Source organism: Stenotrophomonas sp. X (assembly GCF_055721025.1).
The window spans coordinates 3848185-3862106 of the sequence record NZ_CM146756.1 but is presented as its reverse complement, the minus strand read 5'-3'; the positions used below and the strand labels follow the sequence as shown (position 1 = coordinate 3862106).

Genomic DNA, 13922 nt, shown 5'->3' with positions numbered 1-13922 from the left:
CTTGGGGCCGGGCAGGGTATCGGGCGAATTATCGCCAAAAGTCGGCCGCGGCAAAGTGAAGCAGGTCGCCCTGCAGGCAAAAAAAAACCTGCCGCAGCGAGCGGCAGGTTCTTTTTTTTTCGATGCAATGACGCGGATCAGCGCTTCATCGAACCGAAGAACTCGTCGTTGGACTTGGTGTTCTTCATCTTGTCCAGCAGGAATTCCATCGCGGCCATTTCATCCATCGGATGCAGCAGCTTGCGCAGGATCCATATCTTCTGCAGCAGTTCCGGTTCGATCAGCAGGTCTTCGCGGCGGGTACCGGAACGGTTGATGTCGATGGCCGGGAACACGCGCTTCTCAGCGATACGACGGCTCAGGTGCACTTCGCTGTTGCCGGTGCCCTTGAACTCTTCGTAGATCACCTCGTCCATCTTCGAGCCGGTGTCGACCAGCGCGGTGGCGATGATGGTCAGGCTGCCGCCTTCTTCCACGTTGCGCGCGGCACCGAAGAAGCGCTTCGGGCGGTGCAGGGCGTTGGCGTCCACACCACCGGTCAGCACCTTGCCCGAGCTCGGCACCACGTTGTTGTAGGCGCGGGCCAGGCGGGTGATCGAGTCGAGCAGGATCACCACATCCTTCTTGTGCTCGACCAGGCGCTTGGCGCGCTCGATGACCATTTCGGCCACCTGCACGTGGCGCGCGGCCGGCTCGTCGAAGGTCGAGCTGATGACCTCGCCGCGCACGGTGCGCTGCATTTCGGTCACTTCTTCCGGGCGCTCGTCGATCAGCAGCACGATCAGGTGCACGTCCGGATGGTTGGTGGTGATGGCGGTGGCGACCTGCTGCATCATCATCGTCTTGCCGGCCTTGGGCTGCGACACGATGAGCGAGCGCTGGCCCTTGCCCTGCGGCGCCATCAGGTCGAGGATGCGGCCGGTGATGTCTTCCGACGAACCGTTGCCACGCTCCAGGGTGAAGCGGCGGCGCGGGAACAGTGCGGTCAGGTTCTCGAACAGCACCTTGTTCTTCGACGCTTCGATCGGCTCGCCGTTGATGGTGTCGACGATGTTCAGCGCGAAGTAGCGCTCGCCGTCCTTCGGGAAGCGGATGCGGCCGGAGATGTGGTCGCCGGTGCGCAGGTTGAAGCGGCGGATCTGGCTGGGCGAGATGTAGGTGTCGTCCGGGCCGGCCAGGTAGCTGGCTTCGGCCGCGCGCAGGAAACCGAAGCCATCCGGCAGGATTTCCAGCACACCATCGGCGGCGACGCCGTCACCGTGGCGGGTCAGCACCTTCAGCAGGGCGAAGATCACGTCCTGCTTGCGGGCACGGGCCACGCCTTCGGAGATCTGCAGCTGTTCGGCGATTTCCAGCAGCTTCTGTGCCGGCATGCGCTTGAGGTCGCTCAGCGAGTAGACCGGGAAGCCCTCGGGCACGTTGGCGTGCGGGCGCGGCACGAACGGCTGCTGTTCGCCGCCGTCATTGGACATGCCATCGTCGCGGAAGCGGTTGTTGCGGTCACGGTCGCGGCGGTTGCGGAAGCGGTCGCGGCGGTTGCCCTGACCTTGCCCCTGGCCCTGCTGGCCGCTCTGGTTGTACGGGTTCTGGCCCTGGTTCTGGCCACCCCCCTGGTGATTCTGCTGCCGCGGCTGGCCGGATTCGCGGCCCTCGCCACCCTCGCCACCGCCACTGCTGGCGGGGGCCTCGGCGGCGGGCGCGCTCGGCGCAGGTGCTGCGGCCGGCGCCGGTGCTTCGGGCGCGGCGGCCAGCGGCAGGGTCGGCTGCGCCGGAGCGGCGCTGGTTTCTGCGGCTGCCGGGGCGGCGGCCTTGCTCACGCGGGGCTTGCGCACGCGCTTTTCGGCGGGCGCATCAGCGCTGCCGGTTTCGGAAGTGTTATCGGACAAGAGCGTTATTCCTCGCTTGAAGGTGCGAGCGCCCGGCTGGGGCGGCGAACGTTGGGAATGGGTCTGGAAGAAACTGCGTCCAGAGGGTGCGGCACGCGAACGCGGCCGGATATGCCGACACTATCATCGGCCTGCGGCGCCATGCAAGGGTCGCCGGGAACAGCATTCATCATGGGCGTGGTGCGCCCGCCGGCAGCCGCGCTCGGCGGCTGCCGGAGACCGGCAGGATCAGGCCAGGGCCTTGTCCAGCAGGCCGGCCAGCTGGGCCTTGCCCACCGCACCGATCTGCTCGCCGACCTTCTCGCCATCCTTGAACACGACCAGGTACGGAATCGAACGCACGTGGTACTTCGCGGCCAGCGCACGGTTGTGGTCAACGTTGACCTTGGCGATCTTGGCGCGGCCCTGGTAGGCATCGGCCAGCTCGTCCAGCGCCGGGGCGATCATCTTGCAGGGGCCACACCACTCGGCCCAGAAATCGACCAGCACCGGTTCCTTGGAATTCAGCACTGCGCTATCAAAGTCGGCGTCGCCGACATGTACAACCTTGTCGCTCATCTTGGTTTCTCGTCTTGGATTGCACCCGGCCATGCCGGAGGTGGGTGAACTGGGCCTTGCCCGGTGGCGCGACCCTCGTCGTTGCCTCGCGGCGCACTGCCGCGGTGCGTTCGGCGGGATGCCTGGACGCTCACGGCCGGCAGTGTACCCCTATCGCGGGGCAGGGACAGGCGCCGTCTGGAACCCAGCGTATCGTGATCGCTTCGATGGCCGGTATGTGTCGGATTTCACTGCCTTCCTGAAGATGGGGCTGGCAGTGGGCGACACCAGCGCCCCCGTGCAGGCCGTTCAAGTCCGGTGTGGCTGGGTGAAGGTGGCGTCTCTGGATGCCATGAGACGTCGCATTCCGGTTTGCCTGCCCGAGTGCGTTAAACTGGGGCATTGTGCGGCGCACGGACCGAGGGGTCCCGGCCTGCCAACCCGCCGCAGGGGCCGCAGTTTGCGACGGTTCCCCTAGACGCTGAAGTGCCAGCCGCCCCAAGGGCCGGCGGCCATACCAAGACGGACTCATGAGCGACAAACCGCTGACCGATTTGACCTTCTCCTCCTTCGAGCTGCACCCGGCCCTGCAGGCCGGCCTTGAAGGAGCCGGATTCACCCGCTGCACCCCGATCCAGGCGCTGACCCTGCCGGTCGCGCTGCCCGGTGGTGATGTTGCCGGCCAGGCCCAGACCGGTACCGGCAAGACCCTGGCCTTCCTGGTCGCTGTCGTGAACCGCCTGCTGACGCGTCCGGCGCTGGCCGACCGCAAGCCGGAAGACCCCCGCGCCCTGATCCTCGCCCCGACCCGCGAACTGGCCATCCAGATCCACAAGGATGCGGTGAAGTTCGGTTCCGACCTGGGCCTGCGTTTCGCGCTGGTCTACGGTGGCGTGGATTACGACAAGCAGCGCGAGCTGCTGCAGCAGGGCGTGGACGTGATCATCGCCACCCCGGGCCGCCTGATCGACTACGTCAAGCAGCACAAGGTGGTTTCGCTGCATGCCTGCGAGATCTGCGTGCTGGACGAAGCCGACCGCATGTTCGATCTGGGCTTCATCAAGGACATCCGCTTCCTGCTGCGCCGCATGCCGGAACGCACCATCCGCCAGACCCTGCTGTTCAGCGCCACCCTCAGCCATCGCGTGCTGGAGCTGGCCTACGAGCACATGAACGAGCCGCAGAAGCTGGTGGTCGAAGCCGAGACCATCACCGCAGCCCGCGTGCGCCAGCGCATCTACTTCCCGGCCGACGACGAGAAGATCCCGCTGCTGCTGGGCCTGCTGTCGCGCAGCGAAGGCGCGCGGACCATGGTGTTCGTCAACACCAAGGTGTTCGTCGAGCGCGTTGCCCGCTCGCTGGAAAAGGCCGGCTATCGCGTCGGCGTGCTGTCCGGCGACGTGCCGCAGAAGAAGCGCGAGAGCCTGCTCAACCGCTTCCAGAAGGGACAGCTGGAAATCCTGGTGGCCACCGACGTCGCCGCGCGCGGCCTGCACATCGACGGCATCAAGTACGTCTACAACTACGACCTGCCGTTCGATGCCGAAGACTACGTGCACCGCATCGGCCGTACCGCGCGCCTGGGCGAAGAGGGTGATGCGATCAGCTTCGCCTGCGAACGCTACGCGATGGGCCTGCCGGACATCGAGGCCTACATCGAGCAGAAGATTCCCTCCGAGCCGGTCACCAAGGAACTGCTGACCCCGCTGCCGCGCCCGGAACGCCCGGCCCCGGCTGCAGGCGAGGAAGGCGAGGACAACGAAAGCGTCGGCCAGATCTTCCGTGAAGCGCGCGAAGCCCGCGCCGCCGAGGAAGAGCGTCGGGGCGGTGGCCGCAGTGGCGGTCGTTCCGGCAGTGGTGGTGGTCGTGGTGGCCGTGACGGCGAGCGCAGCGGCGAACGCCGTTCGCGCGGCCCGCGCAAGCCGCGCGTGGAAGGCGAGCAGGGGGCTGCGGCCCCGGTCGCCGCTGCCCAGGCCCCGCGTCCGCCGCGCCCGCCGCGCGCCGAAGGCGCACCGGAAGGTGGGGTGGACGGCGAGCACAAGCCGCGCAAGCGCCGTCGTCGTCGCCACGGCCGTCCGGTCGAGGGTGCCGAGGGCGTGCAGGCCCACGCCGGCAACGGCGCGAGCCCGGTGACCCCGGTGCAGGTGGTGGCCAAGCCGGTGCGTACCGCCGCCGATACCGGCGATTCGTTCCTGACCCGCATCGGCCGCAAGATCCGCCGGATGCTGTCGGGCAACTAAGCCGCCGATGGTGGGTGCGGACCTCGGTCCGCACTGAGCCGAGCATGGGCTCGGCTCTACAGCCCCCATGCCGCCCTGTAGAGCCGAGCCTACGCTCGGCTGCTCCTGCGGCTACCACCAATCGCCCCACCATCTCCACGACGTCGCGCAGGTCCTGCATAATCGGGGCATGAGTGTCCTGCGCTTCGACAATGTCAGCAAACAGTACGCCGGTGGCCACGAGGCACTGACCGATGTCAGCTTCGAGGTCGCGCCGGGCGAGATGCTGTTCGTCACCGGCCATTCCGGTGCGGGTAAAAGTACGCTGCTCAAGTTGATCCACCTCGACGAGCGGCCAAGCCGCGGCGCGGTGGTGTTCGACGAGCGCAACCTGCTGAAGGTGCGCGGCGGCGACGTGCCGCGCCACCGACGCGCGGTGGGGGCGGTCTACCAGGACCACCGTCTGCTGATGGACCGCTCGATTGCCGAGAACGTGGCGCTGCCGCTGATCCTGCGCGGCACCCGCCGTGGCGACATCAGCAAGCGCGTGCGCTCGGTGCTGGAACGGATGGGCCTGGGCCACCGCGAGAAGGCGCTGCCCTCGCAGCTGTCGGCCGGCGAGCAGCAGCGCGTCGGCATCGCCCGCGCGATCGTCGGCGAGCCCAAGCTGCTGGTGGCCGACGAACCAACCGGCAACCTCGACCCGACCCTGGCGGCGGAGATCATGGCCCTGTTCGCCGAGCTGCCCTCGCGCGGCACCAGCGTGCTGGTGGTCAGCCACGACCTGCCGCTGCTGCGCCGCATGCGCAAGCGCGTGCTGATCCTCGACCACGGCCGGCTGGTGGATGACATCTCGCCGCAGGACCTGGCGGAGTAACCGATGGCGAAGAACGAAAACAGCGAAGCCGCCGCCCCGTCGCGCGTGGGCGTCTGGTTCCAGCACCACGTGCACAGCGTGGTGTTCAGCCTGGGCCGCGCCTGCCGCAAGCCGTGGGCGACCCTGCTGACCGTGATGGTCATGGCGCTGGCGCTGGCGTTGCCGCTGGGGCTGTCGATCGCGCTGGACAACCTCAAGCAGTTCGCCGGCAGCGTGCAGCAGTCGCGCGACATCAACGTGTTCCTGAAGGGCAACGTCGATGGTCCCGGTGCGCTTCGCCTGGCCGGCCAGCTGCGCGACCGCGATGACGTGGCCGAGGTGAATGTGCGCACACCCGAGCAGGGCCTGCAGGAACTGCGCGATGCCGGCCTCGGTGAGGCGATCGATGCGCTCAACGACAATCCGTTGCCCTCGCTGCTGGTGATCACCCCGGGCCAGGGCAAGGACGACGCACGCCTGGCGCGCGCGCTGGAAAGCCTGCCCGAGGCCGATCTGGTGCAGCACGATGCGTTGTGGCGCCAGCGCCTGGACGCCTGGCTGGCGTTCGGTGCACGCCTGGTGCAGGTGCTGTCGGTGCTGCTCGGCGTGGGCGCCGCGCTGGTGGTCGGCAACACCGTGCGCCTTGACATCCAGGCCCGTCGCGAAGAGATCGGCGTGCTGCAGCTGCTCGGCGCGAGCGATGGCTTCATCCGCCGCCCGTTCCTGTACCTGGGCGCGTGGTACGGGCTGGGCGCCGGCGCGGTAGCGCTGGCCCTGATCGGCGCCGCCGGTGCCGCCCTGCGCGTGCCGCTGGCCGAACTCTCGCGCAGCTACGGCAGCCCGTTCGTGCTGCATGGCTTGGACCTGCTGCACGGCGGCCTGGTCCTGGTCGGCACGCTGCTGCTGGGCTGGCTGGGCGCCTGGCTGGTGACCGGCCACTTCCTCCGCCAGACCCGTCCGACCGACACCTGAGACCGGCATGCAACCGCAAGCGCTGAAGCACCTTGAAGGGCCCGCGACGCGGGTGATGGTGGTCGATGGTTCGAAGCTGGTCCGCAAGCTGATCGCCGATGTCCTGCAGCGTGACCTGCCGGGCGTGGAGGTGATCGGCTGCGACAGCATCGAGGATGCGCAGCAGGCGCTGGCGCAGGGCCCGGTGGACCTGGTGACGACCTCGCTGACCCTGCGCGATGGCGACGGCCTGGCGCTGGCGCGGATGGTGCGCGAAGCCGCCGGCCAGGCCTATGTGCCGGTGATCGTTGTGTCCGGCGATGCCCAGCAGCACCTGGAGCAGCGTCGCTTCACCGAGTACGTCACCGACTATTTCGACAAGGCGCTGGGCCACGAGGCACTGGCGACCTTCATCCGTGGCTATGTGCAGCCGCAGACCATCCCCGGTGCCACCATCCTCTACATCGAGGACAGCCGGGTGGTGGCCGAGGCCACCAAGCGCATGCTTGAGCGGCAGCAGTTGAACGTACTGCACGTGGTCAGCGCCGAAGAGGCATTCACCCTGCTCACTGCCGAGTCGCTGGGCCGCAGCCGCCACCGCATCGACCTGGTGCTGACCGATGTCACCCTGAAGGGAGAACTGAGCGGGCGCGACGTGGTGCAGCGCGTGCGCGTGGACTTCGGTTACGGCAAGCGCCGCCTGCCGGTGCTGGTGATGACCGGTGACGGCAACCCGCACAACCAGACCGGGCTGCTGCAGTCCGGTGCCAATGACCTGGTGCTCAAGCCGATCGAAGAGCGGCTGCTGGTCACCAAGGTGCTGTTCCAGCTGCGCCTCGCGCGATTGAACGATGGACCCCTGATCCGATGATGGATGAAGTAGCCGACACCCCGACGATCCAGCTGGAACCGAGCTGGAAGCAGCATGTCGGCGATTACCTGCTGCAGCCGCAGATGCGCGAGCTGTCCAGCTTCCTGCGCCAACGCAAGGCCAGTGGCGCGGCGGTGTTCCCGCCCGGCCCGCAGATCTTCGCCGCGTTCGACGCCACGCCGTTCGAGCAGGTGAAGGTGGTGATCCTCGGGCAGGACCCGTACCACGGCCGCGGCCAGGCGCATGGCCTGAGTTTCTCGGTGCCGCCGGGCGTGCCGGTGCCGCCGTCGCTGCTGAACATCTACAAGGAGATCGAGAGCGATCTCGGCATCCCGCGCCCGGACCACGGCTGCCTGATTCCGTGGGCGCAACGTGGGGTGCTGCTGCTCAATGCCGTGCTGACGGTGGAAGAGGGCAAGGCTGGTGCCCACCAGGGACGTGGCTGGGAGGGCTTCACCGATCACGTGGTGGACGTGCTCAACCGCGAACGCGAAGGCCTGGTGTTCATGCTGTGGGGCGCCTATGCGCAGCAGAAGGGCAAGGTCATCGACACCCGACGCCATCGCGTGCTGAAATCGCCGCACCCGTCGCCGCTGTCGGCCCATCGTGGCTTCCTCGGCTGCCAGCATTTCTCGATGGCCAACGAGTACCTGCAGCGTCGCGGCCAGGCCCCGATCGACTGGTCGCTGCCGCCGCGTTCGGCGCTTTGAGCACCGGCGGGCTGCCGGGCCTGAACACTGGGCAACGTCTTCGGCGCTGAATGGGCCTTCAGAGCGGCCCGTTCAGCTCCGCTTGACTGAAATCGGCCGGTTTCCGCCGGGTAATTGCTTGAATTCCAAGGGATTGTGAATCCCGAAAAGCGTGCTCGCCACTGTCATCAAATCGCGCTACGGTAGGGCTCTGTTTGGGACCAGTGTTGCATCAATAGGATGCTGGAACTTTTTCCTCCTTTAGCAGTCCAAATCCCGGACTGCTAAGATGGGTGCCTATGAGCCAGAACACCTCTACTGCCCTTGTGGCAAACAATCTCCCGATTCCCAGTGCGCTCGGTTCGCTGGACGCCTACATCGGTGCCGTGCACCAGATCCCGGTGCTGTCGGTCGATGACGAACAGGACCTGGCCCGTCGCTTCCGCGACGGCAACGATCTGGACGCCGCCCGCGAGCTGGTGCATTCGCACCTGCGCTTCGTGGTGCACGTGGCCCGTGGCTACAACGGCTACGGCCTCGCGCTGGGCGACCTGATCCAGGAAGGCAACATCGGCCTGATGAAGGCGGTCAAGCGCTTCGACCCGGACATGGGCGTGCGCCTGGTCTCCTTCGCCGTGCACTGGATCCGTGCCGAAATGCACGAGTTCATCCTGAAGAACTGGCGCATCGTGAAGGTCGCCACCACCAAGGCGCAGCGCAAGCTGTTCTTCAACCTGCGCAAGTCGAAGACGCGCCTGGGCTGGATGAACGCGGCGGAAGTCAGCGCGGTGGCCAAGGACCTGAACGTGTCCGAGCGCGAGGTCATGGAAATGGAATCGCGCCTGTCCGGTCGCGATATCGGTTTCGATGCGCCGACCGATGAGGACAACGAGCACGCCCCGCCGTCGCCGGCTGCGTTCCTGGTTGCCGATGACGAAGACCCGTCGATGGCCTACGAGCGCGAGGACAGCGAAGACAACCAGATGCAGCTGCTGCGCGAAGGCCTGGCCGAACTGGATGCGCGTTCGCGCGACATCATCCGTCGTCGCTGGCTGGATGCCGACAGCAAGGTGACGCTGCAGGAGCTGGCCGACGAGTATGGCGTGTCCGCCGAGCGCATCCGCCAGGTCGAGGCGAACGCGCTGAAGAAGATGAAGGCGCTGTTCACCGCGTAAGGCGGGATGGCGTTGAAGCAATGAAAAGGCCCGGCACTGCCGGGCCTTTTTCGTTTGTGGGGCTTAGCCACGCATGGCGTGGCTCTACTCTGACGCCAGAGCGGTGATTGTGCCGACCGGGCCATGTGCTGGATGCTGATGTTCACGCCGTACCACGCAGTGGCACGGTATGATCATGCCACGCGTCTTCCGCACACGAAGTTTCAATCGCAGTATGCGTAGGACCACCCTGTCCGACGCTGCGCTGTACCGGTCGGTACGTGAAATGGAAGCGGGTCTGGTGGATGCTGATCTTGGCGGCGGAATCTTCAAGAAGCGCGTTCCGTTGCCGGGGCGAGGAAAGCGTGGGAGCGTTCGAATCATCGTCGCCACACAGCGAGGCGGGCATTGGTTCTTCCTTTTCGGCTACGAGAAGAATGAACGTGCTGCGATCACGAATGCGGAACGGGATGCGCTGCAGTTGTACGCATCGGAGTTCCTGAGAATGAGTACGGCGCAGCTGAATCGCGCCGTGGAGTACGGGGATCTACAGGAGATCGGCCATGACGAAGACCCCTGAGCGACGGCGCGCGAAAAGTGCGCTTCTTGAAGCGGTGCATGATGCTGCTGTGAGTCTGCATGCGCATGGCTTCATCGATAAACGTCGGTTGAGCAGCTACGAAGCACTTTGCCTGGAGCCGGTCCCTGAGTACAGCAGTGCCCAGATCCGTGCCCTGCGTAGGTCACTGCAGCTCAGTCAGCCGGTCTTTGCGGGGGTTCTCAATACCAGCGTTTCCACCGTACGCAGCTGGGAGCAGGGCGAAAAGAAACCCAGCGGACCGTCACTGAAGTTGCTTAACCTGATTGATCGGAAGGGTCTCGAAGCAGTCCTGTAGAGCAAAGGCCCGGCAATGCCGGGCCTTTGCTTTACCGTGGTATTCAATCCGCGCCATGCATGGGAGCGGGGGAGCCTCACCCCTCGCGTGCGATCGCGCGCCAGCCGATGTCGTTGCGGTGGAATTCGTTGGCCCAGGTCACCTTGGCGACGCCGGCATAGGCATTGGCCTGCGCGTCGCGCACGCTGTCGCCCAGTGCCGCCACGCACAGCACGCGGCCACCGGCACTGACCACCTGGCCCTGCGCATCCAGTGCCGTACCGGCATGGAACACCTTGGCACTGGCCGGCACATCCGCCAGGCCGGAAATCACGTCACCGGTGATCGGCGCTTCCGGGTAAGGTTTCGCCGCCAGCACCACGCCCAGTGACGGGCGCGCATCCCACTGCGCTTCTACCTGGTCCAGGCGGCCATCAATCGCCGCTTCCACCAGCTCGACCAGGTCCGACTGCAGGCGCAGCATCACCGGCTGGGTTTCCGGATCGCCGAAGCGCACGTTGAATTCGATCACCTTCGGCGCGCCGCTGGCATCGATCATCAGGCCGGCGTAGAGGAAACCGGTGAACGGGATTCCGTCGGCGATCATGCCCTGCACGGTCGGGTTCACCACTTCGCGCATCACGCGTGCATGCACCTCCGGGGTGACCACCGGCGCCGGTGAGTACGCGCCCATGCCACCCGTGTTCGGGCCGGTGTCGCCATCGCCGACGCGCTTGTGGTCCTGCGAGGTCGCCATCGGCAGCGCATGCACGCCGTCCACCATCGAAATGAAGCTGGCTTCCTCGCCGTCGAGGAATTCCTCGATCACCACGCGCGCACCGGCATCGCCGAACGCGTTGCCGGAGAGCATGTCACGCACCGCGTCCTCGGCCTCGGCCAATGTCATTGCGACGATCACGCCCTTGCCGGCGGCCAGGCCATCGGCCTTGACCACGATCGGTGCACCCTTCTCGCGGATGTAGGCCAGGGCAGCGTCCACGTCGGTGTGCACGGCATAGAACGCGGTGGGGATGTTGTGGCGGGCCAGGAAATCCTTGGCGTAGGCCTTGCTGCCTTCCAGCTGCGCGGCGGCGGCGGTCGGCCCGAAGATGCGCAGGCCGGCGGCGCGGAAGCGGTCGACCACGCCGGCCACCAGCGGTACTTCCGGGCCGACCACGGTCAACGCCACGCCTTCGGCCTGGGCCAGCGCCAGCAGGCCGTCGATATCGGTCACCTTCACCGCCACGTTGCGGCACTTGTCTTCGCTGGCGGTACCGGCGTTGCCGGGCGCCACGATCACGTCGGTGACACGGGAGGACTGGGCCAGCTTCCATGCCAGGGCGTGTTCGCGGCCGCCAGAGCCGATGACGAGGATCTTCATGGGACAGGGTTCTCGGATACGGAAAAGAAAAGCCGGGCAGGGCCCGGCTTGGTGATGCGGATCAGTGGCGGAAGTGGCGCACGCCGGTGAACACCATGGCCAGGCCATGTTCGTCGGCGGCGGCGATCACTTCGGCATCGCGCATCGAACCGCCCGGCTGGATGACCGCCTTGATGCCGGCGGCAGCGGCGGCATCGATGCCGTCGCGGAACGGGAAGAACGCATCGGAGGCCATCACCGAACCCTCGACCACCAGGTTCGCGTCGGCGGCCTTGATGCCGGCGATGCGGGCCGAGTACACGCGGCTCATCTGGCCGGCGCCGACACCGATGGTGCGGTTGTCCTTGGCATAGACGATCGCGTTGGACTTCACGAACTTGGCCACCTTCCAGGCAAACAGCAGGTCGGTGAACTGCTTGTCGGTCGGCGCCAGCTTGCTGACCACCTTCAGCTCGTCGCGGGTCATGCCGCGGTTGTCTGACGACTGCAGCAGCAGGCCCGAGCCGACGCGCTTGCTGTCGAAGTTGTTCAGGCCGTTGCCATGCGGGATGCGCAGCACGCGTACGTTGGCCTTCTTCTGCGCGTACTCCAGCGCGGCCGGCTCGTAGTCCGGGGCAATCAGCACTTCCACGAACTGGCGGTCCAGGATCACCTTGGCGGTGGCGGCGTCCAGCGGCTTGTTGAAGGCGATGATGCCGCCGAACGCGCTGGTCGGGTCGGTGGCGTAGGCCAGCTCGTAGGCATCGCCGTTGCCGGCACCGACGGCCACGCCGCACGGGTTGGCGTGCTTGACGATGACGCAGGCCGGCGCATCGAACTGGCGCACGCATTCCCACGCCGCATCGGCATCGGCCAGGTTGTTGTAGCTCAGCTCCTTGCCCTGCAGCTGCTGGAAGGTGGCCAGCGTGCCCGGGACCGGGTGCAGGTCGCGGTAGAACGCGCCGCTCTGGTGCGGGTTCTCGCCGTAGCGCAGGTCCATCACCTTCACGAAGGTGGAGTTCATCTGCGCCGGGTATTCGGCACGGGCCGGCACGGCGGCGTCGGTGGCGGTGACCGCCGACAGGTAGTTGCTGATCGCCGCATCGTACTGGGCGACGCGGTTGAACGCGGCCACCGAGAACGCGAAGCGGGTGGCAGCCGTCAGCTGGCCGTTGTTGGCCTCCAGCGAGGCCAGCAGCTCGGGGTACTGCGACGGGTCGGTGGCCACTGCCACGCGGGCGAAGTTCTTGGCCGCCGAACGCAGCATGGCCGGGCCGCCGATGTCGATGTTCTCGACCGCGTCGGCCAGGGTGCAGTCGGCCTTGGCGGTGACCGATTCGAACGGGTACAGGTTCAGCACCAGCAGGTCGATGGCGCCGATGCCGTGCTCGGCCATCACCGCGTCATCCAGGCCGGAGCGGCCCAGCAGGCCGCCGTGCACCATCGGGTGCAGGGTCTTGACCCGGCCGTCCATCATTTCCGGGAAACCGGTGACCTCGGCCACGTCCTTCACGGCCAGGCCCGCCTCGCGGATCGCCTTGGCGGTGCCGCCGGTGGACAGCAGCTCCACGCCGCGTGCCGCCAGCGCAGTGGCCAGCTCGACCAGACCGGTCTTGTCGGAAACGGAGAGGAGGGCCCGGCGGACGGGCAACAGATCAGCAGTCATGGGACGGAATCGGCAGCGGAGCGGGGCCGATATTGTAGGCGGTGGGGGCCGGTGGCGGGCGCTGGTGGTGGTAATCAACCCGCACCGATGGCCTGTGGCCGCCTTCAGCACCGTCTGGCCGGGGGGGCCGCAATCAATTCGATGGGGCGCGCGGCCCCAATCGGGTAGGCTGTGCGGGAACTGCCAAGGATCAGCGGGTTCGGATCGTGTCGATCTATGCATTGAAAGGACGTTTTCAGGACCTCCTGCGTCCGGCCGTACGCGGCCTGTACCGCATGGGGATCACCGCCAATGCGGTGACCGTGGCCGCTGCCGTGGTCTCGCTGCTGGTGGCCGGCGCCGTCTGGTGCTGCGCACCGGCCCAGCCATGGCTGTACCTGCTGCTGCCGTTGTGGATGCTGCTGCGCATGGCGCTCAACGCGGTGGACGGCATGCTGGCCCGCGAATTCGGCCAGCAATCGCGGCTGGGCGCCTATCTGAACGAATTGTGCGATGTGATCGCCGATGCGGCGCTGTACCTGAGCCTGCTCAGCGTACCCGGCGTGCGCCCGGAGGCGCTGTGGCTGCTGGCCTGGACGGCGGCGGTGAGCGAGTACGCCGGCGTGCTGGGGCTGATGGTCGGTGCCAGCCGCCGCTATGACGGCCCGATGGGCAAGAGCGACCGCGCCTTCGTGATCGGTGCGCTGGGCTTGCTGCTGGCCTTCGGCTGGGGCGGTGCACTGACGGTCAGCGGCGTGGCTGCAGCCATGGCAGTGTTGTGCGTGCTGACGATGATCAACCGGGTCCGTCGCGGACTGCGGGAAGCGGCGGTTTCGCCGAATTAATCAAGCAGATACAAAAAGACAATCAGGAGATTGC

Annotated in this window: 13 protein-coding genes; 9 read left to right on the top strand and 4 right to left on the bottom strand. The window is 66.8% G+C overall.

Features of this window, described 5'->3' with window-relative positions:
* Window positions 1-137: 137 nt before the first annotated feature.
* Entirely contained in the window at window positions 138-1886 is a 1749-nt protein-coding gene (gene rho, locus ACZ75I_RS17750; RefSeq protein ID WP_180868798.1) for a transcription termination factor Rho, read from the bottom strand.
* Between the two features lie 228 nt (window positions 1887-2114).
* Window positions 2115-2444, bottom strand: a complete 330-nt coding sequence (gene trxA / locus ACZ75I_RS17745; protein ID WP_005411275.1) for a thioredoxin — start codon at window positions 2442-2444, stop codon at window positions 2115-2117.
* Window positions 2445-2953: 509 nt separating this feature from the next.
* On the opposite strand from trxA, the gene rhlB reads away from it, so the two are divergent.
* From rhlB to ACZ75I_RS17705, 8 genes are all read left to right on the top strand, one after another.
* Window positions 2954-4663, top strand: coding sequence for an ATP-dependent RNA helicase RhlB (rhlB, locus tag ACZ75I_RS17740; protein ID WP_472958431.1), 1710 nt, complete (start codon window positions 2954-2956; stop codon window positions 4661-4663).
* A 169-nt stretch (window positions 4664-4832) separates the two neighbouring features.
* The gene (gene ftsE / locus ACZ75I_RS17735) at window positions 4833-5519 is read left to right on the top strand and encodes a cell division ATP-binding protein FtsE (RefSeq protein WP_049424090.1); all 687 of its coding nucleotides are present in this window, start codon (window positions 4833-4835) and stop codon (window positions 5517-5519) included.
* Window positions 5520-5522: 3 nt separating this feature from the next.
* Window positions 5523-6470, top strand: a complete 948-nt coding sequence (gene ftsX, locus ACZ75I_RS17730) for a permease-like cell division protein FtsX (RefSeq protein ID WP_061478174.1) — start codon at window positions 5523-5525, stop codon at window positions 6468-6470.
* Window positions 6471-6477: 7 nt separating this feature from the next.
* Window positions 6478-7320: a response regulator gene (locus tag ACZ75I_RS17725; protein ID WP_005411271.1), complete on the top strand. Its 843-nt coding sequence runs from the start codon at window positions 6478-6480 to the stop codon at window positions 7318-7320.
* Window positions 7317-8030, top strand: a complete 714-nt coding sequence (gene ung, locus ACZ75I_RS17720) for a uracil-DNA glycosylase (RefSeq protein WP_346476366.1) — start codon at window positions 7317-7319, stop codon at window positions 8028-8030. Before ACZ75I_RS17725 ends, ung begins: the two co-directional genes overlap by 4 nt.
* 278 nt (window positions 8031-8308) lie before the next feature.
* Window positions 8309-9184, top strand: a complete 876-nt coding sequence (rpoH, locus tag ACZ75I_RS17715; protein WP_005411269.1) for an RNA polymerase sigma factor RpoH — start codon at window positions 8309-8311, stop codon at window positions 9182-9184.
* A 169-nt stretch (window positions 9185-9353) separates the two neighbouring features.
* Window positions 9354-9743, top strand: coding sequence for a type II toxin-antitoxin system RelE/ParE family toxin (locus ACZ75I_RS17710; protein ID WP_100064745.1), 390 nt, complete (start codon window positions 9354-9356; stop codon window positions 9741-9743).
* Complete coding sequence (locus ACZ75I_RS17705) at window positions 9727-10059, top strand: helix-turn-helix domain-containing protein (RefSeq protein ID WP_111200459.1); 333 nt, start codon at window positions 9727-9729, stop codon at window positions 10057-10059. Before ACZ75I_RS17710 ends, ACZ75I_RS17705 begins: the two co-directional genes overlap by 17 nt.
* A 76-nt stretch (window positions 10060-10135) precedes the next feature.
* On the opposite strand, the gene purD is transcribed toward ACZ75I_RS17705, so the two are convergent.
* Window positions 10136-11419: a phosphoribosylamine--glycine ligase gene (gene purD, locus ACZ75I_RS17700; protein WP_472958426.1), complete on the bottom strand. Its 1284-nt coding sequence runs from the start codon at window positions 11417-11419 to the stop codon at window positions 10136-10138.
* Between the two features lie 61 nt (window positions 11420-11480).
* Window positions 11481-13064: a bifunctional phosphoribosylaminoimidazolecarboxamide formyltransferase/IMP cyclohydrolase gene (gene purH / locus ACZ75I_RS17695; RefSeq protein ID WP_472958424.1), complete on the bottom strand. Its 1584-nt coding sequence runs from the start codon at window positions 13062-13064 to the stop codon at window positions 11481-11483.
* A gap of 206 nt (window positions 13065-13270) precedes the next feature.
* On the opposite strand from purH, the gene ACZ75I_RS17690 reads away from it, so the two are divergent.
* Window positions 13271-13888 (top strand): CDP-alcohol phosphatidyltransferase family protein, encoded by a 618-nt coding sequence (locus tag ACZ75I_RS17690; RefSeq protein WP_180868815.1) that lies wholly within the window; start codon window positions 13271-13273, stop codon window positions 13886-13888.
* The last annotated feature ends 34 nt before the right edge of the window (window positions 13889-13922 follow it).